The 26,113-nt window shown below is 71.9% G+C and carries 20 protein-coding genes, 1 tRNA gene and 3 pseudogenes; 7 read left to right on the top strand and 17 right to left on the bottom strand.

Going from position 1 to position 26,113, the window contains the following annotated elements; translation table 11 throughout:
* Positions 1-121: 121 nt before the first annotated feature.
* Together ACIQK6_RS40770 and ACIQK6_RS40765 are read right to left on the bottom strand one after the other, a co-directional pair.
* Entirely contained in the window at positions 122-922 is an 801-nt protein-coding gene (locus ACIQK6_RS40770; protein ID WP_402697494.1) for a TerD family protein, read from the bottom strand.
* A gap of 194 nt (positions 923-1,116) precedes the next feature.
* Positions 1,117-1,734: a helix-turn-helix domain-containing protein gene (locus tag ACIQK6_RS40765; protein ID WP_329094901.1), complete on the bottom strand. Its 618-nt coding sequence runs from the start codon at positions 1,732-1,734 to the stop codon at positions 1,117-1,119.
* Between the two features lie 348 nt (positions 1,735-2,082).
* Between ACIQK6_RS40765 and ACIQK6_RS40760 the strand changes: the two are divergent.
* Positions 2,083-3,305, top strand: a pseudogene (locus ACIQK6_RS40760) (amidase).
* Between the two features lie 250 nt (positions 3,306-3,555).
* Here ACIQK6_RS40760 and ACIQK6_RS40755 read toward each other — a convergent pair.
* The 7 genes from ACIQK6_RS40755 to ACIQK6_RS40725 form a co-directional block, all read right to left on the bottom strand.
* Positions 3,556-5,280, bottom strand: a complete 1,725-nt coding sequence (locus tag ACIQK6_RS40755) for a thiopeptide-type bacteriocin biosynthesis protein (RefSeq protein ID WP_329094906.1) — start codon at positions 5,278-5,280, stop codon at positions 3,556-3,558.
* 30 nt (positions 5,281-5,310) lie between these two features.
* Positions 5,311-7,284 (bottom strand): TOMM precursor leader peptide-binding protein, encoded by a 1,974-nt coding sequence (locus ACIQK6_RS40750; RefSeq protein WP_402697492.1) that lies wholly within the window; start codon positions 7,282-7,284, stop codon positions 5,311-5,313.
* Positions 7,281-9,125, bottom strand: coding sequence for a hypothetical protein (locus ACIQK6_RS40745; RefSeq protein ID WP_329094909.1), 1,845 nt, complete (start codon positions 9,123-9,125; stop codon positions 7,281-7,283). Before ACIQK6_RS40745 ends, ACIQK6_RS40750 begins: the two co-directional genes overlap by 4 nt.
* Positions 9,122-10,294, bottom strand: coding sequence for a lantibiotic dehydratase C-terminal domain-containing protein (locus ACIQK6_RS40740; RefSeq protein ID WP_329094911.1), 1,173 nt, complete (start codon positions 10,292-10,294; stop codon positions 9,122-9,124). The genes ACIQK6_RS40745 and ACIQK6_RS40740 overlap by 4 nt, the downstream gene beginning before the upstream one ends.
* Before the next feature lie 44 nt (positions 10,295-10,338).
* Entirely contained in the window at positions 10,339-13,179 is a 2,841-nt protein-coding gene (locus ACIQK6_RS40735) for a lantibiotic dehydratase (RefSeq protein ID WP_402697490.1), read from the bottom strand.
* 73 nt (positions 13,180-13,252) lie between these two features.
* Positions 13,253-13,435, bottom strand: coding sequence for a thiazolylpeptide-type bacteriocin (locus ACIQK6_RS40730; protein WP_402697488.1), 183 nt, complete (start codon positions 13,433-13,435; stop codon positions 13,253-13,255).
* A 22-nt stretch (positions 13,436-13,457) separates the two neighbouring features.
* Positions 13,458-13,646: a thiazolylpeptide-type bacteriocin gene (locus ACIQK6_RS40725; RefSeq protein WP_329094917.1), complete on the bottom strand. Its 189-nt coding sequence runs from the start codon at positions 13,644-13,646 to the stop codon at positions 13,458-13,460.
* A 539-nt stretch (positions 13,647-14,185) separates the two neighbouring features.
* Here ACIQK6_RS40725 and ACIQK6_RS40720 point away from each other — a divergent pair.
* On the top strand, positions 14,186-15,175 hold the full coding sequence (locus ACIQK6_RS40720) for a phospholipase (RefSeq protein ID WP_329094919.1): 990 nt from the start codon (positions 14,186-14,188) through the stop codon (positions 15,173-15,175).
* 275 nt (positions 15,176-15,450) lie between these two features.
* On the opposite strand, the gene ACIQK6_RS40715 is transcribed toward ACIQK6_RS40720, so the two are convergent.
* The 4 genes from ACIQK6_RS40715 to ACIQK6_RS40700 form a co-directional block, all read right to left on the bottom strand.
* Positions 15,451-16,578, bottom strand: a complete 1,128-nt coding sequence (locus ACIQK6_RS40715; protein ID WP_329094920.1) for a PP2C family protein-serine/threonine phosphatase — start codon at positions 16,576-16,578, stop codon at positions 15,451-15,453.
* A 577-nt stretch (positions 16,579-17,155) separates the two neighbouring features.
* A complete protein-coding gene (locus ACIQK6_RS40710) occupies positions 17,156-17,845 on the bottom strand; it encodes a CE1759 family FMN reductase (protein WP_402697484.1) in 690 nt (229 codons plus the stop codon).
* Positions 17,842-18,942, bottom strand: a complete 1,101-nt coding sequence (locus ACIQK6_RS40705) for an LLM class flavin-dependent oxidoreductase (protein WP_329094923.1) — start codon at positions 18,940-18,942, stop codon at positions 17,842-17,844. The genes ACIQK6_RS40710 and ACIQK6_RS40705 overlap by 4 nt, the downstream gene beginning before the upstream one ends.
* A gap of 256 nt (positions 18,943-19,198) precedes the next feature.
* The gene (locus tag ACIQK6_RS40700; protein WP_329094925.1) at positions 19,199-20,806 is read right to left on the bottom strand and encodes a phospholipase; all 1,608 of its coding nucleotides are present in this window, start codon (positions 20,804-20,806) and stop codon (positions 19,199-19,201) included.
* Between the two features lie 1,017 nt (positions 20,807-21,823).
* Between ACIQK6_RS40700 and ACIQK6_RS40695 the strand changes: the two genes are divergently transcribed.
* From ACIQK6_RS40695 to ACIQK6_RS40675, 5 genes and pseudogenes are all read left to right on the top strand, one after another.
* A complete protein-coding gene (locus tag ACIQK6_RS40695; RefSeq protein ID WP_329094927.1) occupies positions 21,824-22,033 on the top strand; it encodes a hypothetical protein in 210 nt (69 codons plus the stop codon).
* Positions 22,030-22,740 carry a restriction endonuclease gene (locus ACIQK6_RS40690; protein ID WP_329094928.1) on the top strand — a complete coding sequence of 237 codons (711 nt, stop codon included), beginning with the start codon at positions 22,030-22,032 and terminating at the stop codon, positions 22,738-22,740. The genes ACIQK6_RS40695 and ACIQK6_RS40690 overlap by 4 nt, the downstream gene beginning before the upstream one ends.
* 330 nt (positions 22,741-23,070) lie before the next feature.
* Positions 23,071-23,145, top strand: a tRNA-Trp gene (locus tag ACIQK6_RS40685).
* Between the two features lie 233 nt (positions 23,146-23,378).
* Positions 23,379-23,630 (top strand): hypothetical protein, encoded by a 252-nt coding sequence (locus tag ACIQK6_RS40680; protein ID WP_402697481.1) that lies wholly within the window; start codon positions 23,379-23,381, stop codon positions 23,628-23,630.
* A gap of 132 nt (positions 23,631-23,762) precedes the next feature.
* Positions 23,763-23,879: pseudogene (locus tag ACIQK6_RS40675) on the top strand (helix-turn-helix domain-containing protein); the annotation flags it as partial.
* Between the two features lie 110 nt (positions 23,880-23,989).
* Here ACIQK6_RS40675 and ACIQK6_RS40670 read toward each other — a convergent pair.
* The 4 genes and pseudogenes from ACIQK6_RS40670 to ACIQK6_RS40655 form a co-directional block, all read right to left on the bottom strand.
* Positions 23,990-24,268 (bottom strand): hypothetical protein, encoded by a 279-nt coding sequence (locus ACIQK6_RS40670; protein WP_402697479.1) that lies wholly within the window; start codon positions 24,266-24,268, stop codon positions 23,990-23,992.
* A gap of 382 nt (positions 24,269-24,650) precedes the next feature.
* Positions 24,651-25,244, bottom strand: coding sequence for a nuclear transport factor 2 family protein (locus ACIQK6_RS40665; protein WP_402697478.1), 594 nt, complete (start codon positions 25,242-25,244; stop codon positions 24,651-24,653).
* Between the two features lie 220 nt (positions 25,245-25,464).
* A complete protein-coding gene (locus ACIQK6_RS40660) occupies positions 25,465-25,599 on the bottom strand; it encodes a hypothetical protein (RefSeq protein ID WP_402697476.1) in 135 nt (44 codons plus the stop codon).
* A gap of 379 nt (positions 25,600-25,978) precedes the next feature.
* Positions 25,979-26,113, bottom strand: a pseudogene (locus tag ACIQK6_RS40655) (lytic transglycosylase domain-containing protein); the annotation flags it as partial.

Below are 26,113 nucleotides of genomic sequence, written 5' to 3'. Positions count from 1 at the left end.
GTGCCTGGTCCCGGTCAGCCGGGCTCGCTCGGGGTGCTGGTGCCTGTCGGACCGGATCGGTCCGGTGGGACCGGGTCGGGTGGCTGGGCGGTGCGGCGTCAGCCAGATGGAGGCTCAGCGTCTACCCCGCCGCAGCCAACCCTGGACCTTGCCCGTGCCGGCCACCGGTGTCGGAGCGGCGCCGTGCGCCTGACCGCCGGCGTGGAACGGTCTCCCGCCGTTTGCCGATCTCGTTCACGACGTTGTCGTCGTCGGGCAGAGCGGTGGGGTCGTCGTGCCCCTCCAGTTCGAAGAGGTTGACGATGAGGTTGTCCTCGCCCCGGATGCTGAGGTCGATCACGACCGGCCCCGGTGGGAGCCCGTTCACCGTGATCACGTCGTTGTCCCGGCCGGTGCGCGTATGCGGTTCGAAGACGGCACCGAACGTCCAGTCCTGCGGCTCACCCGCTAACCGCCGGGCCACGGGAGGCGCCGGAGCGACGGGAGCAGCGAACACCGCTGCCGGAGCCGGGGGCTGGAACGGAACCGATGTTTGGGCCGGGCCCTGCCCCGGCGTCGGGGGGTGGGGCGGAATCCGGTTCGGGGGCGCCGGGGCGTCTTGCGACACGTCCACGCCGTGGTCCGTCGCCAAGCCGGCGAGGCCGTTCGCGTAGCCCTGACCCACCGCACGGAACTTCCAGCCCCCAGCCCGCCGGTACACCTCCGCGAGCACCATCGCCGTCTCGCCACCCGCATCCGTCACCTCGTACCGGGCGACCGATGTGCCGTCCGGCGCCAACGCCTCCACGGACAGCTCGTCGGCGTCCCTCAGCGGCCCGATCTCCCTGAACCCGACCACCAGGACGCGGACGATCTGTTCTTCGAGCGCGGTGAGGCCGGCCTCCGGCCACACCGTGTCGTTCTCCTCCCCCAGCAGCCGCACAACCCGTCGGGGCCCCTGCGCCGCGTGCCGAGCCGCCCTGCCAAAGGCAAGGTCCAGGGCCACAGCCCAGGGCTGGACCTTCGCCGTGTGGGTCGACCGGGGGGGGGAAGGGGTAGGCGACCAAGGGGCGGTGGGAGCCGTGATCCTGCCGTGCGTGGGGGGCCGTTCGAGGACCGCCCTCGTGTGCGTGCGTCTCATGCCTCCCGCGCTGTCGTCCCCCTGTCCAAAACTGCCGAGACGGCGGCCACGAGCCGGTCCCCCGCGCGGTCGACGCTGCCGTTCTGTGCGCTGATCTGGGCGCCTTCCATGAGGAAGGTGATCTCTGCGGAGACGTCGTCGGGCAGGTGTGCACCGGCCCGCTCGCACATGGCCGTGAGGCGGCGCCGCTGATCGGCCTTGTGGTTCTCGATCAGCCGACGGGCCGGATGGTCGGGATCGGGCAGGCCCGCAATGGAGTTGACGAAGGGGCAGCCCCGTCGGGCGATGTCCGGCAGTCCCTCGGCGATGAAGCGCGCCACGCCGAGCACCTGGGCCCGGCCGTCGTTCGGGTGCCCGGCTTCCACCTGGTCGAAGGCGGTTGCGTACCCCGCCGCAACGATCCTCAGCCACTCCTCGATCAGCGCGTCCTTGGTGGCGAAGTGACGGTAGAGGGCCATCTTCGTGGTCTTCGCCTGTTCGGCGATGGCCTGGACCCCGACGGCCCTGACGCCTTCACGGAGGAAGAGTTCCTCGGCGGCGTCGAGGATGCGCTCGCGCGGGGGGAGGCGGGCGACCCTCGAGTCCCGGCCCGGCCTCGGGGGGCTGCTGGTCATGGTGTGCCTCGCTTCGGTCGCGTTGGCCGGCGTCTCTCGACCCATGCTACGTTACCGCCCACCCCCAAACGATACCGCTCGGTATCGCATGGGACCGATCGGAAACGTAGGTGGAAAGCCGTGGAACTGCACGAATACACCCAGTACGACGCCGTGGGACTGGCCGGGCTCGTGGCCCGGGGAGAGGTGACCGCGGCGGAGCTCACCAGCGCGGCCGAGACCGCGTTGGCGGCCGTGAACCCGCAGATCAACGCCGTCGTGGAGAGCTGGCCCGCCGAGGACGTCCCCGTCCCGGGCAGCACTCCGCTCGCGGGCGTGCCGTTCCTCATCAAGGACCTGGCCGTGTCCATGCGGGGCAAGCGCGTCGAGTGGGGCAGTCGCCTCGCCGCCGGCAACGTGGCAGAGCTGGACTCCTTCTTGATGCGGCGGCTGCGCCGGGCGGGTCTGGTGACGCTGGGCCGTACGGCCACGCCCGAATTCGCCTACAGCACCACCACGGAGCCGGTCCTGTACGGTGCCACCCGCAACCCCTGGGACCTCACCCGGACCCCGGGCGGCTCCAGTGGCGGGTCGGCCGCGGCCGTCGCCGCCGGCATCACTCCCCTCGCGCACGCCACCGACGCGGCCGGATCGATCCGGGTGCCGGCCGCCGCCACCGGGCTGTTCGGGCTCAAGCAACCCGGGGCCGCGTCTCCCTGGGGCCGGACGCCGACGAGGTCTTCAACGGCCTCGCGGTGCACGGCGGGCTCAGCCGGACCGTACGCGACAGCGCGGCCCTGCTCGACCTGATCCAGGGCCCGGAGACCGGTGACCCCTACTTCGCGGAGCGCCCCCGTCGCCCGTACCTCGAGGAGATCACCAGGGAGCCGGGCCGCCTGCGCGTCGGCCTGCTCACCACCCCCTGGAGCGGGCGTGCGGTGGAGCCGGCCGTGAGCGGGGCGACCCTCGCCGCGGCCCGGCTGCTGGAGGCGCTCGGCCACCGGGTCGAGGTCACCGTCGTGGATCTCGGCGTGAGCTGGGAGGAGTTCGTCCTTGCCAACGCCCGCCTGTGGGCCACGAACCTGGTGACGTGGATCGATGGCCTCGCCGGCTCGTCGGGCCGCCCCGTGGACGGGTCCACCGTCGAGCCCGAGATGCTCGCGGGCTACGCGTGGGGGCGCACGGTGAGCGGTGCCCAGTTCGTGCACGCCCTCGACGTACGCAACCGGGTCGCCCGCTCGATCGGCGCCCACTTCGGGGGCCAGGACGTGCTGTTGACGCCCACCCTCCCCGAAATACCGGTGCCCCTGGGCACCTACGGTCGGGGCGCGGAGCATGCTGACGGGCTGGGCTGGCTGGAGCACCTGTTCCACCGCTCGCCGTTCACCGCCGCCTTCAACGTCGCCGGCACGCCCGCGATGTCGGTGCCGCTCGCGTCCGACCCGGCCACCGGCCTGCCCATCGGTGTCCAGTTCGCCGCGGGCTACGGACGCGAGGACGTGCTGTTCCGGCTCGCCGCGCAACTGGAGAACGCCGCGCCCTGGGCGCACCGCAAGCCTGCCGTGTGGGCGGGCCAGGCCCGATCGGCCTGATCCGGCAGCGGGGACGGCGCCGCGGCCGGCGTCACCGCGCGTTGTCCGAAGAACGGCCTCCCAGCGGGTGCGGGAGCGGTCCTGGGAGGCCAGGACGGTGTCGGTGTGTGGTGGTCCGGCGGCGAGGCGCGCCACGTGTTCCCCTCCCCCGCCCTGGCACCGGCGCGGTCGACCGGTGCGCTCTGAAGGCCGCACCGGTCGTCGTCGTAGGCGGAGGTCGTCCTCGGCAGTATCCGTCGGCGTGTCGTGGTCAGTTGCCGGGCCGGTGCGGCCTGCGGCCGAGGGGAAGGAGGTACTGGAGTGGTTGGTCCGGGTCGTGGAGTCCGAGCAGTTCGTGGGCCAGGTCGTCGTGGAAGCCGCCCAGCGGGGTCCCGCCCAGGCCCAGGGCCGACGCCGTGAGCAGCAGGGTCTGGGCCAGGTGGCCGGTCTCCAGCAGGGCCAGGCGCAGCGCGCGCAGTCCGTAGCGGCGGCGCAGCTGGCCGAGGTCGGCGTAGAGGGCGAGGAGTACCGGTGCCTGCGCGATGCCGATCCAGTCCGGGTCTGCCGAGGGTCGCGAGAGGTAGGTCGACAGGGCGGTGATGTCCTCCAACGGCGCCGCCGGGCCGATGCGGCGCAGGGTCCGGCGTTCGGGGACGCAGTCGTAGGTGCCGGTGGGGAGGCCCCTCACGTCGAGGACGAGGAGGCGGACGCGTGCCGTGTGGAGGGCGCCCGCGCTGGGGTAGGGGCGGTGGGCCAGGGTACGGGTCGTGCCGTCGGCGAGGTGCTGCTCGCTGCGGCCGCTCTCGGCGAGGGAGTGCCACAGCAGGGCGCCGAGCGTACCGGTGTCCAGAGGGCCGGTGAGGGCGCCGCGCAGTGAGGAGCGTCGGGCGAGGACCGTGGCCAGGGAGACTTCGGGCAACGGGTCGGCGGGGAGGGGGATTTCGGCGGACCCGGCCGGATCGGTCGCCGGGCCGGCCGCCGGAGCTGGCAGGGGGCGCAGTGCCGAGTCCTCGCCGCGGCCGATCTGGAACTTGCTGCGCTCCAGGTACTGCAGGTCGGGGGCGGTGTGGCCGGGCGGGAAGAAGCCCGCCGGTGCGCCGTCGGTCTCCAGCAGGGTGCGCGCGGCCAGCCGGCACACGGCCCGTTCCTCGTCGGGGCTCACTCCCAGCCGGTTGAACAGCATGTGCAGCTGGGAGCCCCAGATGCCGGCCCGGGTCTGCTCGCCGGGGCCGTCGAGAGTCGCGTCGGCTTCCCGGACCCGTTCGGCCCAGTGCGCCAGCCAGGGTGCCGCGGTGCCCGCCTCCAGGCGTTCGCGCAGGTCCGCGGCGCGCCCGGCGAGGGTCGTGCGCTGCGCGGCGTGGATGGTGTTGACCCGGGCGTGGACGGTGGCGGCGGGCAGCAGCGGTACCTCGGTGACCCAGCGCCAGCCCGCCGCGTGCGCGCGGAGCCAGCGGGCGGCGGCGAGCGGGTCCATGCCGAGCGCGTACGCCGTGGTGTGTGCGAGGTCCGCGGCCGCGGTGAGCCGGGATGCGGCCGTGGTCGTGGCGGGCAGGGCCCGCAGTACGTCGAGGGCGGTGCGGGTGGATGTGGCGAAGAGTGCTTCGGCGACGGGCAGGGCCCGCGGTCCGCCGTAGCGCTGGGTTTCGGGTACGTAGGGCACTGAGCGGACCTCGGCGTGCCGGGAGGGCCAGGGGCCGGGGACGGCGGGCACCTGGCGTGCCCGCCGGGCCAGCAGGTCCGGTACTCCGATGAGCTCCGTGCCGGTCGCGGTCGAGGTGGTCCGGACTCGGATCCGTACGTGGGGGCCGTCCTGCCCGTAGCGGATGAAGAACCAGTCAGCGGCTTCGCCGGCGGCCACGAGGCCGTCGAGTAGGGGGGCCGTGTCGTGGATGAGGAAGCGGTCGGTGTCCTCGGTGGTGGAGTGCAGGAAGAGGTGGTGGCTCTGCCAGGTGCCGGCGGCGGTGCCCGCGGGGGTGTCGTTGTCGGTCGTCGTCACGTCGTCCGGTCCTCGTCGTCGCGGGTCGGGTCAGGGGAAGGGGTGCGGGTGCAGGGGCAGTTCGCCGTGGTGCGCCGGCCGGCCGGTGCGGCCCAGGCGGTGGGGCACTTCCAGCAGTCGAGGCAGGCCGAGGGTGCGCCGGTTGACGTGCCCGAAGGTCATCGGGAGTGCGCCGGGGACGATGACCTTCACGCAGTGCAGGCCGAACTGCTCGCGCAGCCCGGGCTCGGTCTGGTCGACGGCGATCACCTCCAGTCCGGCCCGGGCGAGGCGGCCGACGCTCCGCGTCAGGAGGTCGGACAGGTCGGGCACCGGCTGGGGGGCGCCGGGCCAGGCCTCGTCGACCGTGGCGGTCGGGGTGTCGGTGAAGAGGAACTCCAGGCGGGGGGCGGCCTCGGGCAGGGTGCTCAGTCCGACGTGGTCGTCCAGGGCGAGGACGAGTTCGGGGTGCTCCAGCATGGGCCGCAGCCGCTGCGGGTCGCGCGGCCCCTTGTCAGCGGAGGAACGGTGCGGTGCCTCCAGCACGTTGGTGACCACCTCGGCGACGGCGGAGCTGATGGCGGCGCGCGGATCGTGGTGGGCGCCGGCCGCGAGGAACATGCGCGGCGCATCGGGGTGGCCGCCCTCGTAGCGGCAGACCGCCAGGACGGCCGGGACGGCGAAGTCGTTGGTGGCGTCCAGGAGCAGGAGCCGGTAGCCCGCGGCCGCCGCCCGATCGGCGAGCAGCAGGGTGTCGGTGTCGTCGGCCGGCGGGTGGATGCGGTGCAGCGGGGTGGTGGCGTACCAGGCCATGAGGAAGGCGTCGCGTTCTGCGACCTCGAACAGCCCGTACAGGGCGGCCTCTTCGGGACTGTTGCCGAGGCCGCAGCCGTTGGAGGACTCGTAGACGACGCGCGGCCGGTCCGGTCCCGGTACGTCCCAGTAGGCGACGTGTTCGGGGACGGCGATCGGCCTTTGGTGGGTGAGGGACCAGCCGTGTACCCAGTGGAGTGGTAGGTCGGGGGTGTAGGGGACGGTGGGTGAGGCGGGGTGGCCGTGGTGGGTGGGGTCGGGCAGGCCGAGCCGTGCGGGGTCCAGTGCGCGGCCCGGGCCCAGTTCGGCGAAGGAGGCCAGGAGGTCGGTGCGGCGGCCGGTGGGGCGCATGCCCGCGTACCGTTCGACGGCTTCGAAGAGGGCGATGCGTTCGCTGTCGGGGAAGGAGCGGGCCCGGCCGTGGCCGCCGTCGTCGACGGACCTGCCGTCGGTGACGAGTGCGCTGGTGAGGCTGGACGCCGAGTCCTCGGAGCGGCGCAGTAGTCGCACGGGGCCGAACCGCTCGTCGTGCAGGGCGGCTCGTAGTGCGGCGCCGGTCGTGCGGGGGTTGGGGCCGCGCAGGACGGCCGGGTCGGGCATCGGGCGGGGTTCGCAGGGCAGTGGGCGGAGTGGTGTTTGCGTGTCGGAGGGCAGGGGGCGGCATACGTGGCAGCCCCCGATGGGGCGGACGTGGTGGGTGGTCCAAGTGCCGCGGCCCTGGTGGACGATGTGGACCACGGCCGTATCCGCATCCGGGCCGGAATCCGGGGCGAGGTCGGGGTCGGGGTCGGGGTCGGGGTGGTCGAGGAGGTCCTGGACGAGGGCCAGGGTGGCCGGGGTCAGGGCCGGTGAGGGTACTCCGGCCAGGGTCAGCTTCGGGGTCTGCCACGGCACCCGGCCGCCCGCGGTCGTCAGGCGCTGGTACTCGGTGCAGACGAGACAGGCGGCGGCGCCCGGCCGGAGTACCGGTCCGATCACCGCCAGCGGCCCGTCGTAGCGCACCGGGACCAGGGCGACGGGCCGGTACAGGGCGTGGCGGCTCAGTTCCTCGGCGAGGCCGAGGGTCCAGTGGGTCAGTAGGACCGCGGCCCGACCGGTGGTGGCCGCCAGGGCGGCGGCTGCGTCCAGCACGGGGACGGGGCCCGAACCGGTCGCGGGCACGGGTACGGGTACGGGGGTGGGGCCGGCCGCGGCAACGGTGGGGCTGGTCATCGGGCCTCCTCGGCGGTGCGCAGCACGGTGAAGCCGAAGGAGCGCAGCAGGTCGGCAAGGCCGGATTCCGGTGCGGGGCCGGGTGCGGGAGGTGTGCTCGCGGGGCCGGCTTCGAACAGCTGGTGGAGGGTGGTGCGGAAGGCTTCTTCGCGTCGGGCCAGGTCGGCGAGCCAGCCCCCGGTCCAGCCGAGGTCTTCCCAGGCGGCGGTGGTCACACCGGCTGCTGCCAGCGGGGCGGCCGCGGCCCCGGAGGGTGGTGGCGGGCTAGCGGGCGTCCCTGTCCTGGCGGTGCAGGTGGTGGTGACGGCGGCCAGCGCGGCGAAGGCAGCGGCGTCACCGGGAGTCGCTTCGACGGCCTCGCCGAGCAACTGGCCCGGCCCCCGCCCGGGCCCGGGCGGGGTGCGGCGGACCACGGCCCGGTACGCGTGCGCGTGGGGGGCAGCTCGGTGCACCTCCAGTCGTGCGGGGACGGCGAGCCGGCCGGTCAGGGTCGTCCACCAGTGGCACAGCTGCGGGTGGCCGGACCAGCGGGCTGCATCGACCGGGGGGCAGTCGTGCGGGGCGGCGGCGAGGCGGCGTGCGGCGGCGTGGCGCAGGGCGCGGCCGTGGGCGTGCCCCGGGTCGGCGCCGACGGTGAAGGTGGCGTCCTCGAGGAGCAGTTCGGCGGCACGGCAGAACAGTTCCAGCCGGGCCAGGTCGAGGCGGGGTCCGCCGCCGGTCAGGGTGCGGGGGGTCGTGGAGTGCCCGGTGGCGGGGCCGGGCAGGGTGCAGGTGGCGAGCGGGACCGGAAGCTGGGGCAGGTCCTGCGGCTCGGGTGCGGGCAGGGGGCCGCAGCGGCGGTCCCCGAGGGCAGCGACCCGCCGCAGTGCCTCGGCGAGCTGCACCGGGGGCGCGAGGCGGACGCGGCGGTCGGCGTCGATCCGTTCGGGGCCGAGCCAGCTGTGGTGGTCGGAACGCGCGGGGCGGGCGTCGGCGAGGAGGACGGCGGGGATGCCGGGGAGCAGCCGTGGGTCGTCGGCTTCGGTGGCCGGGTCGGGCAGTGCGGCGGCCGCGCACAGCAGCCGGTGCGCGGCGGCGCCGGCCAGCAGTGCGGGGAACGCGCCCGGGGTCGCGTGGGGTTGCGGGGCGGTGGCGCCGTCGGTGAGCCGGGCCTCAAGGGCTGCCGCGTCGGCGCGTGCCTGGGCGGCGCTGCCGGGAGCGGTCACGTATCCGGTGGCGCCGCCCCGCCCGGCCACGACCGCCCGATCTGGGCCTGCGCCGCCGCGGAGGGTCAGTAGGACGCGGTCGTGGGGCAGGTCCGGGTCGGGGGTGAGGGTGACGGGCACCCCGCCGGCCGTCAGCGCCCGTACGGCGGCGGTGGCGGTCGGGGAGGCCGGGTCGCGGGCCAGGACTTCGGCCCGGGTGGTGGCGAGGAGGGCGGCCGCGTCGGCGGGGTGCGTGGCGGTGGCGTCAATCCACCGTGTGACCGTGGGGTCGGGGTGCCCGGCGGCGGGTGGTGCGGGGATGAGGAGGTCGTGGTCGGCGAGCCGGTCGAGGAGGGTGTCGACGGCGGTGCGGACGGCCGAGCCCGGCTCCAGGCCTTCGCGGAACCCGGCGAGGTGGCCGGAGCGCAGGGGTTCCTCCAGCAGGCCCCACACCACGGGAACGGCGGTGCTGCCTTCGAGCGTGACGCTGCCGCGCCGTCCCCGCAGGTGCAGGCCGGCGCGCAGGGGTGTGGCGGCGGTGCCGGGACGCAACCGGCCGCTGCCGTTCGCGCGGGTCCCGCCGGTGTCGTGGGTGTCGTGGGTCTCGTGGGTCTCATGGGTGTCGTGGGTCTCATGGGCGGTGTGTTCGCCGGTCATGTCCGTGCCTCCAACGCGTCGATAACGGTGCCGATCTCGGTGCGCCAGTCGCAGCCGGTCAGGGCCGGCACGGCGCGGACGACGAGGTGCGCGGCGAGGTAGCGCTCCAGCGGGCGGACGTCGCAGACGGTCAACAGCCGGTACAGGGCGTTGGTGCAGGCCCGGTGGATGAGGTAGTCGGGACGGCTCCACATCGTGCCCTGCGGGTCGGCGCGGCGCAGTAGCTGGTGGAACTCGCTGTAGCGGGTGCGGATGTCTTGGTTCCAGCGTTCGTACGCGGCGCCGTCGCCGGTTGCGGCCGCTCGGGTCCGGTAGGCGAGGGGGTCTCCGTGGAGGTCGGCGCCGGCGGCATGGCGTCGGCTCGTGAGCTGCCAGGCGTTGCGGGAGAAGCCGGCCCAGGCCTGTTCCCAGTCGTCCGTGTGCCCGTCGGCGATGCGTGCGACGAGGGCGGTGACGGTGTCCCCGGCGCGCTCTGCGTGTCGTTCGAAGGTGGCGCGGAGCTTTCCGTCGGGGTCGTCGTGGAGGAGGAAGTCCTCCAGATGGGAAACGTAGGACCAGTGTCCGCCCGTCAGGCCGCCGGGGTGGGCGCAGGCGTGGGCGGCCAGGGCGGTCACCGCGAGGCGGAGCCGGGCGCGGTCGGTGTCGCCGTGCCGGCCGAGGAAGGCGGCACCGGCCCGCAGGGCGTCCAGGCCGTGGCGTAGGAGGTCTTCACGCAGGGCGGTTCCGTCCGCTTTGAGGAGAGTGCGTACGGGGGACCGGTCGACGGGTTCGATCCGGGTCGTGTTGTCGGGGTGGATCGGCCCGTAGGGCGGGGGGAGGAGTTCGGCGCGCCCGGTCTCGGTGGCTTGTTCCAGGAGTTGGGCTTGGGTGAGGTCGCTGTGTGAGGGGTGTGCGCGCAGCCAGGTGCGGATGTGTGCGGCCGCGGCCGCGGCGGTGTCCGCCACGGCGGCGGGGTCGGTGCCCTGGAGCCGCAATCGCAGGTGCGGGCCGTGTAGCCAGTGCCGCTCCACGTGCGCGGTGGTGCCGTCGGTGGTGGCGGTGGCGGCGAGCGGGAGCATGACTTCGCGCAGCAGCGGGGCCTTGACCGGGTGGTGGTAGTAGGCGACGACGTCCAGCGCATTGTGGTCGCGGAGGTCTTGTCCTGGGGTTTGAGGGTCGGGGGGCGGCATGTCCGGTGCGCTCCTGTCGTGTTGCTGCGGGCTGGGCGGGCGGGTCATCGTGGGCGTCCGGCCCGGTAGACCTCCAGGGCGAGTTCGACGGCCCGGGCGGGGGTGGCCAGGCCGCCGGGGGCGGGCAGGGCCTCTTCCAGGACGACGCCGTCGGTGTGTCGGGACAGCCATTTGGCCAGGCAGCGCAGGTGCAGGGCGTTGCCGAGGTCTGCGAGGTGCGGTTTGGGTCGGGCCAGGTGGCTGAGGAAGTCCTCGGTGGCCCGGCCCGTGGAGGCGCCGGCCACCGGGTGGAGGAAGACCTGTTCGGGCAGGCCGAGGAGGGCGCGCCAGTGGGCCGTGGCGGCTGTGGGGACCCGGTGGGGGTTGGTGTCGGCGGCGAGGTCGGCGCGCAACTGGGCCACCACGGCGGGCGGTAGCAGCCAGCGGCGGCGCTGGAGGACCACGTGGCGGTGGCGGAGCCGGGAGCTGACGGTGACCTGGCCGGCGGGTGCGTCCAGGGTTCGGCGGGGGGCGAGGGGCCGGAAGTCGACGACGCCGCCGGGGTGGTCGGCGAGGTGGGGTGCGATGCGGGCGGGTAGCAGCACGGGGGCGAGGAAGCCGGGGTAGAGCACGTCGAGGGGTTCACCGGTGGTCTTCAGGTGGATGCGGACCTGGTCGGTGGCTTCGTCGTGGACGAGTTCGAGGTCGGCTTCGGCGATGGGGGTGCGGTCGCGGTCGGGGCCGATCTCGTCCGGGACGAGGAGGGGGTGGAGGTTGGCGTTGAACCCGCTGACGGGGCGGATCTGGGCGGGGCGGGCACCGGGGCCGAGGCCGCGGCGGATCTGCCGGGACACCTCGGCGGTGGCGCGGGGGTCGAGGAAGTCCAGGAAGCGGCTGGTGAACCGGCCCCATCCGCCGTAGACGTGGTTGACCGCCAGCAGGGCGGTGGCGGGGTCGCGCTGGAGGAAGTAGGTGTAACTGAGGGGGCGTTCGAGGGTCGGGGCGGGGAGCCGCTCCCCGAGGGTCTTGAGGGTGTCGGCGGGGAGTACTGCCTCGTCGGCGGGAGCGCAGGTGTGGCGATATCGGGGGCCGTCGTGGTCCCGCAGGGCGGTGGTGATCTCCGCGCGCAGTCGGGCCAGCGGTTCGATCCCGGTGGGGAAGGCGTCACGGTCGGCGGGGTCGAGCCGGGCGATCCGTCCGGCGGTCTCCCAGGCGGCGGTGACGTCGGCGCCGAACTCCCAGGGGTGGGCGCAGCGTCCGCCGGGGCCGTAGCGCTCGACGAAGCGGTCCCGCAGGGTGCGGCGGACGAGGTGGCCGAGGTCGAAGAGCTCGGCGAGGGCGGTGACCTCGGCGAGGGCCTCGTGGTCGGCGGCGTCGAGGAAGCCGTCGAGCGTCAGCGGGCGTGCGGCGATCACGTCTTCGGACAGGACGGTCAGCGGGGCGGAGCCGGCGGGGACGGGGCGGCCGGCGGCGGCCAGCTCGGCGGTCCAACGCTGGGTGAGGTCGGTGAGCAGGCCGGGGCGGTCGGCTGCCGGGGCGGCGGCGAACCGGGCGGTCAGCGAGCCCAGTTCGGCGATCCGGTCGGCGCGGTGCGCGTCCTCGGGGTGGTCGGGTGCGAAGGTGCGTACCCAGGCGTCGAGGCGTTGGAGGGGGGCGCGGTCTTGTGGGGCGAGGGGGTGCTGCGGGACCAGCAGGTCGGCGTGGGTGAGCCGGTCGAGGAAGGCGGCGACCGCGGCCCGGCCGTCGCCGCTGTCGTCCGGGCCGGACAGGCCGGGTGGGCCGGGCGGGCCGTCCGGGCCGGACGGGCAGAGCGCCGCGGCCAGGTGTTGCGTCAGGTCCGCGAGCGGTACGGGGTTCTCGGCGAGGTGGGTGAGCAGGCGCAGCGGATTGCTGGAGGCCACCTCGGCCTCGTCCTCGCCGGGCACGAGGTAGCGGCCGCCGGCGAAGGATGGCCGGTCGCGGGTGTACGCGGTGCGTGCGTCGGCGATTCGTGCGGTGCTGGTGATGCGATGGGGAAGGGTGGTGCGTCGGTGCGGTGCGTCGAGGAGGGCGAGTGTCAGCGCGGTGGTGAGGGTGCGGTTGGTCCGTACGACGGATCGCAGGGGGCCGTCGAGGACGGGCGCGGTACCCCAGGAGGCCACCGGGTGGGTGGGGCCGTCGGCAGGGCGGCCGGCCAGTGGGCCCCATCCGACCGCTGTGAACCATGACAGCGGGCTGGTTTTGGTGCTGGCCCGCAGGGCGTAGCGCAGCACGGTGGGTTCCTCTTTGCGGGCGCGGCGGTCGGCCGTGCCGGCGGCGGCACGGTTGATGGCGCGCAGCAGGTCGGCGCTGGTCAGGGCGGTGGCCTTGGCGAAGGCGGGCTCGCGACAGAGGGCGGCGAGCGAGGTGCGTTCGGCGTCGAGGGCGGGGCCACAGGTCGCGTCGAGGGCGGCCAGGAGGGTGTCGCGGTCGGCGCGAAGGGCGAGCCAGGTCGCGAGCCGGGGCAGGCGGGCCGGTAGGTCACCGAGGCGGACGAGTAGGGCGGGGCGGGGTTCACGGCGGTTGTGCAGGGCGCGGCGCAGCGGCAGGACGGTGTCGCGGTGGAAGTCCGCGGGGTGGTCGTCGCGGGCGGCGTACAGGTCGTCGCAGAGCGGTGCGGTGGTCAGGGACAGTTCGGTGTCGAGCCGGTGGAGGCGGCTCAGTAGGTCCCGGAAGGCGGCTGCGGCGGGGGGCTGGGCCGGCTGGGCGAGCACGGTGGCGCGGGCCAGCGCGTAGGGCGCGGACCGTACCCGGTAGCCGTCGGTGCCGGGGGTGAAGTGCGGCTGCGACTGCAACTGCGGCATGGATTCCCGTCCTGTGGGTGGGGGCGGCGCGCGGCTTCCCGCCGCGCGCAGGGGCGCGGCGGGAAGCGTCTGGCGAGCGGTCATGCGGTGGCTCCGTGGTGCGGTGGTGCCGTGGTGCAATGGCGCCGTGCTGCGGTGGTGCGGTGGTGTTCCCCGGTTACAGGGGGAGTTCGGGCAGCTGCGGGTGGGCGCAGGAGGACGAGCCGCAGGAACAGGAGCTGCCGCCGTTGGACGCGCCTCCCTCGGGCAGCGCGACCGTGTCCCGCATGGAGGTCACGGTGAGTTCACCGAGGTCGAGGTCGTCGAGGTCGAAACTGGCGGACTGCGTGGCGTCGTTCATGGGATACCTCTCGTGTAGGGGGTCAGACCTCGAGGGCGGTGACGTCCTGCGGCTGGGCGCAGGACGAGGACCCTTGGCAGGAGCATGAGCCCCAGGACGCCCCGCCCTCGGGCAGCGCGGCGGTGTCCCGCATCGAGGTGACGGTGAGGTCGCCGAGGTCGAGCTCCAGGTCGTGGAGTTCGGCCTCGGGAGCGCGTGCGGTGTCGGACATACGTGTCTCCCGGAATGTGGAAGCGGAAAGCCGAAAGTGCACTGGATGTCGGTCGGCCGGACCGTTCGGCGAGTATTGCGATGCCGTCGGGTCGGCATCAAGTGCCCGAGGGTTACGCGCGCTACCTGTCCAAGTCCGGTTCTGATCGGTGGTGTCGTCGTCGGCCGAAACCAGCCGCGAGGGATTCCATCCGCTTTCCCGGCGGGGCGCGGAATGCCCGGCGTGCGGGCCGTCCGCGCCAGATGCCGTGCACCGGTGCCGCCCGGCGGGTTCCGGCAGGGCGGAAAGCAGTGCTCCGCAGCCGGGACCCGCCCCGGTGGACGCGGCCGCACAAGGGCGATTCACGCCGCACCGGAATCCTCTCCCCCTCTTTCGCCCGCGGGTGTCTTCCCGTCACACGACAGCAGGGCTGGCGGCTACTTCTCGCCATTCTGGGAATGCCCTCGATCGGATTCATTCGTCATACATTCATTGCGTGTCAGCATGTGGCGGATGAGATGAACCGTCCGATTCGGACACCGACATGACGGAGTATTTTCTTGACCAGTTACCTCAAACGTGGTTTCCGCCCGCGGATGCTCCTGGCGCTGATCGCGGCCCTGTGTGCCCTCACCGCTACTACCGCGCTCGGTGCGGCTCCGGCAGCAGCAGCCGATCAGCGTCACCCGATCTACGCCATCGCGCACCGCGTCGACACCCTGGGCGGTGTGGACGCCGCGCTCCAGCACGGCGCGAACAGCATCGAGATAGACGTGTGCGCCTGGTGGAACCCGAACGAATGGCGGGCCTATCACGACTGCTCCTCCGCCGGTGACAACCGGCTGGGGCCCAGCTTCGACAGCATGATCGACCGCATTCTCTCGCACGCCGGCGCAGGACGCCGGCTGGCGCTGGTCTGGCTGGACATCAAGGACCCGAACTACTGCGGGGAGCGGGAGAACCGCGGGTGCAGCGTCGCCGGGCTGCGCGACAAGGCGCAGCGGTTGACGGATGCAGGGATCCAGGTGCTCTACGGGTTCTACGAGTACCACGGTGGAAGCACACCGGACGTCGGTGGCAGGGGCTGGAAGAGCCTGGAGGGCAGGCTCGGTGCGTTGGAGGGCATCACGACGACCGGAACTCGCGACCGGGTGCGGGGCGCGTTCGACCGGTCCGGTTCCGGGTTCCCGACCGGTCGTCGAGTGATGGACTACGGCGACAGTGACATCACCAAGGGGTTCGGGAACTGTACGGAGGCGACGTACTACACGTGCGCGGAGCTGAAGAAGGGCGCCGCGGACCGCGATGCCGGGCAGCTCGCGGCCACCTTGTCCTGGACGACCACCTACAACGATCCCTGGTACGTCGACAAGCTCTTGGGCGACGGGCGCGTGGACGGCATCATTGCGGGCTACGGGGCGTTCACCGGAGTGCGGGAGTACGACGACAGTTGGCAGTGCGCCAATTCCATCTCTCTCATCCGTGACTGGGTGAACCGTCACAGCACGACCCATCGCATGGCCGCCCCCGGTGACCGTCTGTTCAGGTAGGGCGCGGGCGCCGTCCAGGAGGGGTGCAGGTGCCGTCCAGGTCGGGCCGGTTCGGGTGTGCCCCTTCCGTTGTGTGCGTGACCTTCTGCGGTCGGGGTCGTTGAACGGGTAGGTCAGCGAAGTACACGAAGGCCCCGGGTCGATGCCGGGGCCTTCGTGGTGTGCGGCTCTTGACGGCCGCGGGGCCTGTGCTCGTGCGGCGTTGATGTGGGGCGGGCTGCCGGTGTCCGGCGGCAGGAGTGGTGGCGCGGGGCGCGCGAGGTGTGTCAGCTGTGTCAGGTGCGGCTGTGTGGGGCGATCGCGAGCATCGCGACGTCGTCGTGGAGGTTGCGGGTGTGGCGGGGGAGGTCGGTGTTGAGGAAGTCGACGACGTCGGCGGGTCCGGGTGCCGGGCGGCCTTCGAAGCGGTGGCGCAGCCGTTCCACGAGGGGGTAGAAGGCGCCGCCGGTGTCGCGGGCCTCCACCAGGCCGTCCGTGACCAGCAATAGTACGTCGCCCCGGGTGAACCGGTGGCTGCACGGCACCGGTCTGTCCGTCTGGGCCAATTGGCCCAGACCGAGGGGTAGGGCTGGCGGACCATCCAGTGTGCGCACCTCGCCGCGGGAGATCAACACCGGTTCCACGTGCCCGTGGTTGGTGACCGTCACCCGGTGGGCCAGGCTGTCGTACTCGATGAGCACGGCGGTCGCGAACAGTTCGGCGTCCCGGATTTCCTCGGCCTCGCGGACCAGGCCCCGTTCCAGGCGGGCGGCGACGGCCGGCAGGTCGTGTGCCTCGCACGCGGCTTCGCGGAAGCTGCCCAGGATCGCTGCGACCGTGCGGACCGCCGGGAGCCCTTTGCCGCGGACGTCGCCGATGATGGCGCGCTCCCCCGCCCGGGTGGCGCGGATGTCGAAGAGGTCGCCGCCCACCATGGTCCCGACTTCGCTCGGCCGGTACAGGCAGGCTGCGAGTACGTTCCCAACCTGGTGCGGCACCGGTCGTAGAAGGGCCCGCATCAGGGCCTCGGCGACGGAGTTGGCGTCGACGAGGTGGCGTTCTTGGCTGCGGCGGTGCGCGGCGAGTGCGGTCGCGAGGATGCCGACGACGGCGGTGGCGATGTCGGCGGTGACGTGGTGGGTCTCGCCGAGATGGTGGGAGATTGCGGTGAGGCAGCCTTCCAGGAGGATCGCGAGGACGGTGAACGCGGCCACGGCGAGGGGGCCGAAGGCGTATGCGGCGATGGCGGGCAGGGCGATGAGGAAGAAGCTGACCGCCCACTCCTGCTGCTGGGCGGCTTCCAGGAGGAGGACGAAGGCGATGTAGACGAAGGGCAGCCACCGCGTCCATGCCGGCGGCGGGACCGGCCGGAAGCCGTCGTCGGCGGCAGCCGTGAGGGGCGCGTCCGGGCGGGCGCCTCTCACCGCCCGTCTCCGGGGGTGGTACGGAGTGCCGCGCACCCACGGGACCTGTGCACACGGGCCTCCTGACATGAGCGTGATCGACTGTCACAGCGTGAGGAGGAAGTCGGGTCGAACCGTCGATTACGCCGAACGCGGCATGTTGCCTGTCTCACCTTCTGGGTGGACTCGAACGGGCAAACCGGTCGTTCGTAGGATCGGCGGAGCCCAGGGGCTCCGAGTACGGGGCGTTGCTCGATCGCTGCGCAAGACAACCTCGGCGAGATCGTCTGTGGGACGGATGTGACGATGAGCTAGCGGAGGGCAACCGTTCCCGAGAGCTGCGCCTGACTGGACATCGACAAGAGGCACCACCACACGGTGGTGCTGAACGCCGGCAGTAGACGGCTGCTGTCCCGCCGCATCCTGAAGACCGACGCCCGCGACGCCATCGCCATCGCCATCGCCATCGCCATCGCCGACCAGGCTCGCATCCGCCGAGACGTCAGCAGGCCCGGCTCCCGGAGCTGCACCGGCCCTGGAACGGGCGGCCCCATCCGAGGTGACGCCGTTCGTCCCCTCGGATGGGAGCGCTGTGGGACTACTCGCCGCGCAGCGCGGCCAGGCGTTGCTCGAAGGACACCGTCGTGAATCCGTGGGTCGGGTCCACCGAGGTGATCGCCCCGGTCGATGAACGGGGCGCGATCGCAGCAGCGGTATCGACGTCGAGGGCCGCGTCCAAAACGGTGTCGAGGACCGTGCCGCGAATGGTGTTGGGGGTGGTGGGGCGCATGGAGCGGGCCAGTTCCGTGCCCGCGCGGGTGATCCGCCGCGCCAGGCCCGCTTCTCCCCAGTCCTGCGAGGCCGCGTACACGGCGGTGGGCAGGACCAGTGCGCGCAGGTGGGTGAAGAGCGGGCGCATGGCGTGCTCGGTGACCAGGCTGTGTCGGGCGGTGCCGCCTGTCGCACCGAGGAGGACGGGGGTGCCGGTGAGGGCGTCCTTGTCGATGAGGTCGAAGAACGACTTGAACAGGCCGCTGTAGGAGGCTGCGAAGACCGGCGTGACGGCGATCAGGCCGTCCGCGCCCGCCACCGCGTCGAGTGCGGCGGCCAGTGGGGCGGGCGGGAAGCCGGTGACGAGGTGTTGGGCGATCTGGGTCGCCAGTTCCCGCACTTCGATGACCTCGGGTTCGGCGTCCAGGTGGCCGAGGGTCTCGGCCGTGAGCCGGTCGGCGAGCAGGCGCGTGGAGGAGGGTGAGCTCAGTCCTGCCGATACGACGACGAGTTTCATGCCTGCGTCTCCTGCTGGGGGGCCTGTCGGGCGGCCGCCACACGGTCGGGGTGAGTCGGGGCGTCCGGTACGCCGGCCGGGCGCAGGTTCGCGAACTCCTTGCGCAGGACGGGTACGACCTCTTCGCCAAGGAGGTCGAGCTGTTCCAAGACGGTCTTCAGGGGCAGGCCCGCGTGGTCCATCAGGAACAGTTGGCGCTGGTAGTCGCCGGCGTAGTCACGGAAGGACAGGGTGCGTTCGATGACCTGCTGGGGCGAGCCGACGGTCAGAGGTGTCTGGGAGGTGAACTCTTCCAGGGAGGGGCCGTGACCGTACACGGGCGCGTTGTCGAAGTAGGGGCGGAACTCGCTTACTGCTTCCTGGGAGTTCTTGCGCATGAACACCTGGCCGCCGAGTCCGACGATGGCCTGCTCGGGGGTGCCGTGTCCGTAGTGGGCGTAGCGCTCCCGGTACAGGTTGATCATCTGCTCGGTGTGGGAAGCGGGCCAGAAGATGTTGTTGTGGAAGAAGCCGTCGCCGTAGTAGGCGGCTTGTTCGGCTATCTCCGGGGAGCGGATGGAGCCGTGCCAGACGAAGGGCGCGACGCCGTCGAGGGGGCGCGGAGTGGAGGTGAAGGACTGGAGTGGGGTGCGGAATTTACCCTTCCAGGTGACGGTGTCCTCGTCCCACAGGCGGCGCAGCAGGGCGTAGTTCTCGATGGCGAGGTCGATGCCGTCGCGGATGTCCTTGCCGAACCAGGGGTAGACCGGTCCGGTGTTACCGCGGCCCATCATGAGGTCGACGCGACCGTCCGCGACGTGCTGGAGCATCGCGAAGTCCTCGGCGATCTTCACCGGGTCGTTGGTGGTGATCAGCGTCGTCGAGGTGGACAGGATCAGGTTCTCGGTGCGTGCGGCGATGTAGCCGAGCATCGTGGTCGGCGAGGAGGGGACGAACGGCGGGTTGTGGTGCTCTCCGGTGGCGAAGACGTCGAGGCCGACTTCTTCGGCCTTCTGCGCGATGGCGAGCATCGCCTTGATGCGCTCGTGCTCGCCCGGCACGCGTCCGGTCGTCGGGTCGGCCGTAACGTCACCGACGGTGAAGATCCCGAACTGCATGACTTCCCATCCCCTTCCAAGATTGTTTACCGTTCAACTATACCAGGAACGGGGGGTGCGTCCGGGATATTCCCGGGCAGCACGAAGCCGCCCCCGCCGCGCCCGGCGGTACGAGCCGGGCATGGCGGGGGCGGGGGCGGAGTCGGAGAGTCAGGGCCAGGAGCCCCGGGGCCCGAAGGCCCCGGAGCCGGGGCCTGGGGCCTGGGGCCTGGGGGCCGGAGCCTGGGGTCGGTGCCTGGGGTCGGTGCCTGGAGTGTCAGCCCTGGCAAATTCCGCGGGCGTAGTCGTACGTCGCGGTGGCCTGGGAGTAGCGCCACTGCGGATCCAGCAGGTCGCTCTTGATCTGTCCGGCCGCGGCCGGGCTCTCGACGACGTACCCGAAGTCCTGGAGCCAGGACGGGTACAGGTTCTTGGAGCCGATGTAGAACGCCGATCCGTCGACCGAGACCAGCTTGTGGTGCTGGGCGTAGGGCTTTCCGTCCGCCCAGGTCGGCCGGTCGGACGCACGGAACGTGGCCAACTGGAGGTTCTCGCACATCGCCGTCCGCGCCCGGCCGCCGTCGCCGGTCAGGGCCGCCACGCGGCCGCGCAGGGCGTCGCTCACCTCGGAGAGCGACTTGATCTGCGAGTAGCCGCCGCTGCCGATCGTGCCGCGGTTGGCCGGGTCGCTGACGACGATGCGGACCTTCACGCCGGAGACGAGCTTGGCGGCGAGGGCGTCGTAGAGGCGCACGTCGTAGCGGGGCAACGGCGGGCAGGTGGCGTGCACGTCCTGTTGGGAGATCTCGATGTGCGAGGTCGCACTGGAGACCAGGGCGCGCAGGGCGCTCTCCTCCGGATTGACGGTGTCGTAGTCGCGGTCGGCGTTGGTGTTGTCGTGGACCCCGATCCCGCACTTGGTGTCGCCGGCCGTGGGCAGGACCGGACGGAAGGAGGAGGTCGGGTCGCTCTGGCGAATGCCCACGCCGAGGCCACCGACGGCGAGCGCGGGCACGTCCCCGCCGCCCGCCGGGGCAGCGGGCCTGGGCAGGGAGGGCATGCAGTCCGCGCCGGGCGAGGCGGCGAACCAAACCGAGGCCCAGTTGCTCTTGTTGCGGCAGGTCCAGTCCCACAGGGAGTCCAGATAGCGGCCCGCGGAGCCCGCGGCGGGCCCGGTCAGCGCGAGGTCGACGTCGGCAACCGGGTGCGAGGTCTCCAGGTAGTCATCCTTCCAGCTGTTGATACCACCGGTGATCACCGAGGTACCGTCCACGACGACCAACTTGGAGTGGTTCCAGGAGAACGCGGTCTTGGAAGTGGTCATCGAGGCCACGTTGAGGGTAATGGCGCCCGCGGCCGCCGGGCCCAGCTTCGCGAGGAGCTCGTCGCGGTAGGACGAAGGGATCACCGTGGAGTGGTAGATCGGCGCGGCGCCCACCATGACGCGCACCTTCAGCCGGTTGCCCTTCTGAGCGGCTTCCTTCAGGCCCGCGACGATCGCCTCCTGGTAGCCGCCGTTGGGGAAGGGCGCCAGCGTCGATATGTCCACCGTTTCCCGGGCACCGGCGATGTCCTGGCGCATTTTCTCCAGGAGGCGGCGCGATCCGGGTCGCTCCGCGCACGTGGCGTCACCCCAGCAGCCGGGGGTCTGGAGCAGCCAGTCAGCGCCGCCGGGGACGGAGGAGCCGAGCTGATTGCCGGCAGTGCGCTCCCACACCGAGCCCTCCAGGCCCGGCGAGACCTGACGCAGGGTCTGCTCGACCGAGTCCAGGTGCGGCGTGGGGGCGCCCGCGGCAGACGCGGGGGCTGCGGCGCCGAGGAGGGAGAGGCTGAGTGCGAGGGCCGTGACGGGGACGAGGGCCGTCGTACGGACGGTACGTGCCAATGTGGTTCCTTGACTGAGGAGGGGGGTGGCTCCGGCCGGGAGCGTGGTCGACCGCACCCCGACCTTGATCAACTCGCGTAAGTTACCAGCACGTAGCCCCTCATTCCCCCACCCCAGGCGAGTTCCGGCCACACGCGACCCAAAGCACCCACCACGCGGACGGAGGGCGGCGGGTGGCGGGTGGCGGCAGACGGCCTGAGCCGCCTGGTCCGACCGTGCCGGTCGGGCGCCGGTCGCGGAGGCCCGCCGATGTCGGCAGCGGCCGCATCGGCGGGAAGACGGAAAGAGATGGAAGACGAGGGTGCCCTGCTGCACCGGCGCCGGTGACGTTCCGGGCGGCCCCGATGTTGATCCGGGCATGTGACGAGACCCTGGATCTACTGGACGCCGTTCCATGACGGAGCCGCGGCTGAAGCTCATCAGCACGGACGAGGGGCGGGCCCTGGTGGTGTTCCTCGGGCTGCACGACGAGGACGGACAGCGTTGAGGATGTCCTCGGGCCGGCGGCCGACCTGAGGTTCCGGTTCGGTTCGCGGCGCCCCGCATCGACCACCGAAAGCCCACCCAGCCGGCCCCGACGATGCCGACGCGAGCTCCGTGCAGTTGCACATCGCGGGGCCAGTGGTCCTGAGCCGGCGAATGCCAGCGGTCTGCCTGGGCCTCGCTGAGCCCTGAGACGCCCTGGCCCACCTCACTGCGCGTTTCAGAGGAGCAGCTGTCCTGCGGAATCCGCCGGCGCCACTCGACCCGGTGGAGATGGCAGCAGGCGTCGACTTCACGGTTCCCGCGTATTGGCACCTGATCAACCGCCCGCGCCCGTCACCTGCTCCGCAAGCGACCGGTAGGCGCTCCAGCGCGATGGAACATCCCGAACACAGGGCCGGCCGAAGCCGGCCAGTGCAGCGCATTGCCGCCAATCCCCGGCGATCTGGTCACAGCGGCGCTGACCTCCCGCTACACAAGGACAGGGGCTGTCGTCCACTGCCCCGTACTGCTTCGGACGAGGGGACTGGGCGCTTGCTCACGATCAACATGGCGGTGCTCCTGGCGTTCATCGTCTTCCTGAGGCTGCGCCGCCGCACCGAGGCCCGGAGCCGGTCCGACGAGAAGATGACCGTGGTCATCGTCCTGGCCTTGGGCATCGTCCTTGCCCCCACCGACGTCGGCCAGGGCATCGCCAGCTTCCTCGGCCAGCTGGTCAGCGGCGCTTCCCAGGCCGGCCAGTGACCGGCAGCCGCCGCCCTACCCGGCGTGCCAGCCGCCGCCCCAGCAGCTCCCGGCGGCGGAAGAACCAGCACCTGGAGCAAGTGGTCCTCGCCGCGCTCGCAGCCACGGTCGTGCTCAGCCTGGCGGCAGCAGCCTTGCGGTGGCTGGCCGCCCACCCCTGGGTCGTGGTCCTCACGTTGCTGGCCGCTTCCGCCGCGGCGGCGGCCTGGTGGCGGCGCCGCAGTGACGCGACACGGTCGGAGCGGGCCAGGGCACAGGGGCTGCGGTACGCGGTCGGCCAGCTGGATCGTCTGCATCATCGGCAGTTCGAGTTCGCGGTGCGCGACCTCATGCAGCGCGACGGCTACCAGGACGCGCAGCAGGTCGGCGGCTGCGGAGACAACGGAGCCGACGTGAAAGCCACGGACCCCTACGGGCGCCGGTGGGTGATCCAGTGCAAGCACCGCAGGGACGGCTGGGCCGGAAAGCCGGTCGGCACGCCCGATCTTCATGTCCTCAACGGGACCGGCCGTCAGGTCCATGGCGGTGATGTGCTGGTCATGCTGACCAACGGCCGGATCACGAGCAACGCGGTCGACTTCGCGAAGTCGCAGCGCCTGCACCTGGTGGACCGCAGGCTCCTCGCCGAATGGGCCGCCGGCTCCCGCCCCCTGTGGGAACTGCTGCGTCAGGTCCCCCCGCCCCGCAAACCGTCCGCGCTGTCCTGAGTCGCACCTCACGCGAGTGAGCCACGGGGCTGAGGCTGGGTCATACGAGGAGTCGGTACGGAGGTCATGACGGATCCGACGGCTCTGGGCGCTCTGCTGCGCCCGACCTCCTGGGTCCGACACCCCTACTTGGCGCTTGGGGCGCTGGTCCGCGTTCAGTGGAAGGTGCTCCCGTACGGCCGTCAACAACCGCAGCTCAGCACCTCCGCGGCTGCCCGCGCTAAAGGGCGGCCACCGAGCGGGGTGTACCGGCCCGACGTCGAACACCACCGACCTCCGAACACCACCCACCAACCACCGAGCAGCACCGGCTACGATCTCGAAACGGGCGGAGCCGTAGCGCAGAGGTCGACGCGCGCGGTCTCCAACATCGCGAGGACACCGGTTCGATTCCGGTCGGCTCCGCCCGCCCCAAAGTCTCCAGCCCGCCCGAATCCTGGAAGCACAGGCCACAGAAACGATCCGCCCGGCGAGTACCGATCCCCCACGGCTCCCCTCCCTGTCAGGATGGGACCGTGACCACATCTCGCGCGTGGACGGACTCGCGGTGCCGCAGCAACGGCTCCTACCTATCCCTCTGGTCGAAAGACTCGGTGCTGTCGATCGGCTCCGTGGGATCGGTACTTTCAATCGGCTCTGTGGGCTCGGTACTGTCCATCGGCTCCGTGGGCTGCGCGCTCTCCGCCGCCTCCATCGGCTCCTCCCTGTCCATGCTCTCCACCGCTTCCTGGCTCAGCACAGGCTCGCTACTATCCGCGCAATCCCGCTGGTCAGTACTGTCCTGGAACTCGCGCAACGGCTTCATGGCGGCCGGCGTCGCCGCCGCGACGACCGCCGGACTCGCCACCGCCGGGCTCGCCCTGCACCTCGGCAAGCGCCGCCGCCGCTAAGAGGCCCTACTGAGGTTGAGTTCCTGGTGTCATAGGGGCTGGCGGCTGGCCATTGGCTGCGGCATCACCGCGACGTGCAGCATCCACAACCCCGGGCTGACCGCCGAACGGCAGTAGCTCCGCGAGGGGTTACGGCTTCAGGCTGCGGAACGGTTCGCGCTGGGTGAGGCAAGCGCGTTGATCGCCAAGGAGCTGCGGGTCAGCGTCCGGTCGGTGCAGCGGTGGCTGCAGACATGGAGCGAGGGCAGTCTTCGAGCTCTTCGGTCGCGGATGCCTGCATCCCCCGCTACGAACCCGGCCAACGGTCCCGGGCGAAGATCGGCAGTTCCGCCAGCGTGTCGGGGATCTCCCGCTCCCGCTCATGCGGAAGGACAGCCAGCAGCCTCGGCGTCGCCGCCCGCGGACCCGGCATCGTCGGTACTGATCCGGTCGCACCGGCCCGGGGTGGGCGGCTCGATGCTCTCGGCGCGGCAGCGCGCCAGCAGCTCCAACCGGACCTGCTCGGGACTGCGTTCCTTGTGCGCGACATGCTCGGCCAGATATGCGGTCAGCGTCTCCGCTTCCGCGGCGCTGCACTCGCGGAAGACGAGGTGCTCCCGGATCTGAGCGCGGTGTACTCGAACGTGCGGACCGTCCACTCGTAGAGACCGAGCTCCGAGGCAGGAACCTGCACCTGCCGGGCAACGAACTCCACCGCCTGTCGCGGCAGTACGGCCGGTTCGGGTGAACCGGCCGTCGCCCCGCGTTTGCCGGACACGAGTGCCTGCTCGTCCTTCAGTAGCGTCCAGTGCTCGACGAGCTCATCCGGATCCCACGGAGTACGGGCCACAGTCGTCGGTCGTCCGCCCGGGACTTCACACACCGAAGCCGTAGCGCCCCGGACTCACCCACCCGGGTGGCGCCCCGCGAGATCACCGCCGTTTACGGCTGGTGGCACGGTTCTCGCCGACACCCCAAGGACCGGCCCGTCAGGCACTCCCGGAAGCCGCCCGACACACGCCTCACCCACAGGCAGTGGCATCAGGTGGTGGGCGGGGTCCAGTCGGCAGGCAGGCCGGACTGGGCGAGGACGGTGGCCAGGCTGTAGTGATCCTGATCAGAAGCGATCCGGCAGTGATTCTCGTCCAAGACGAGCTCCGTGGTCATCGGCACGGCGAAGGGCTTGGGCGCACCCTTGAGATGACCGGAATACACGGCCCGAACCGTGATGCGGTCGCCATCGAGACGGGTCGTACGGATGGTGACATGGACGTTGTCGATGAGAGCGTCAGCACGAGCCTTCCACCCCGCGATCTCCTTGCGCCCACGGAAAGTGGCACCGACGGCTTCGTCGGAATAGGTGCCATCAACGGTGAACAGGGCACCCAAAGCCTGGGGGTCACTACCGTTCCAAGCGCGGGCCCAAGCAACCGCGACACCCGACATGCGCCGACCATCATCCTGCCCAGCAGCAGAAGCAGCGGGAGCAGCAATAGCGGCGGCGGCAGCGGTGGCGCAGAGGGTAGCGGTGGCGGTCAACACAGTGAGGGTACGCAGCGCGCGGGACGTCATGATGGATGCTCCAAAGAAGGCGGGTCCGGTCGTGTCGGCCGCCGGTGTGAGCGCGGCCTCCATGGAGCACAGACTCACGTCGAGCAGTGTCCACTCACCAGGCCTTACAGAGTGGGTGACTGTCCAACCCTGCCCACGCCTGTCCACCGGAGCCCGGCGACCGGGAGCCGGGGCCGGGCTGGCGTGGCGGTGAGCGGTCCGGCGGGCCGCAGACCCCGGACGCCGGGCCCTGCAATCACTCCTCACCGTCCCCCTCACCCTCATCTTCGTCTTCGTCTTCGGGTTATCTGACGAACCGGAGGTCGAGGGTGTACTGCTCGGGGACGGGGTTTCGCTCCCAGGCCTGACCGATCTGGTCGGCGGTCCAGTCGATGTCGATCCGGCGAAGGGTTTCGGCGTAGGAGGTCGCGGTGGCCACACGCCCCGCCCACGAGGCGTGCCCTTCTTACACACCGGGGCGGGGCAGCGTCATCCCTCCAGCAGGTCCGCAGGTGAGTTGGCCGACCACCAAGATCCCGGTCCGGGATTCAATTTCCACCGGGCGGACCCCCTCCACATCGGCTGATGGTTGCCGAGCGGCGTCCCAGACCCGGATGGCCACCTCAATGCTCACATCGGGCTGCAGGCCGTACAGGTACAGGTGGTAGCTGTTTCCGTCAACGACGTGCTGGCGGGTCAGGTCAACGGCCGCGCTATCGGTGAGATGGGCGTCGGCCGGCTGCGGACGCGGACGCAAGAACGCCCGGCCGGGGAGTCCGGGCCGGGCGTTCTCGTCAGTATGGTTGTCCGCTGGTGGCTTAGTACCAGTGGTTGGCGGACCAGAAGTTCCAGGCGCCAACCGGGCTGCCGTAGCGGTCGTTCATGTAGTCCAGGCCCCACTTGATCTGGGTGGCCGGGTTGGTCTTCCAGTCCGCACCCGCGGAGGCCATCTT

This window comes from Streptomyces sp. NPDC091682 (genome assembly GCF_044756625.1).
Taxonomy (GTDB): domain Bacteria; phylum Actinomycetota; class Actinomycetes; order Streptomycetales; family Streptomycetaceae; genus Streptomyces.
The sequence above is the reverse complement of the archived record's forward strand: the minus strand, read 5'-3'. Positions and strand labels throughout refer to the sequence as shown.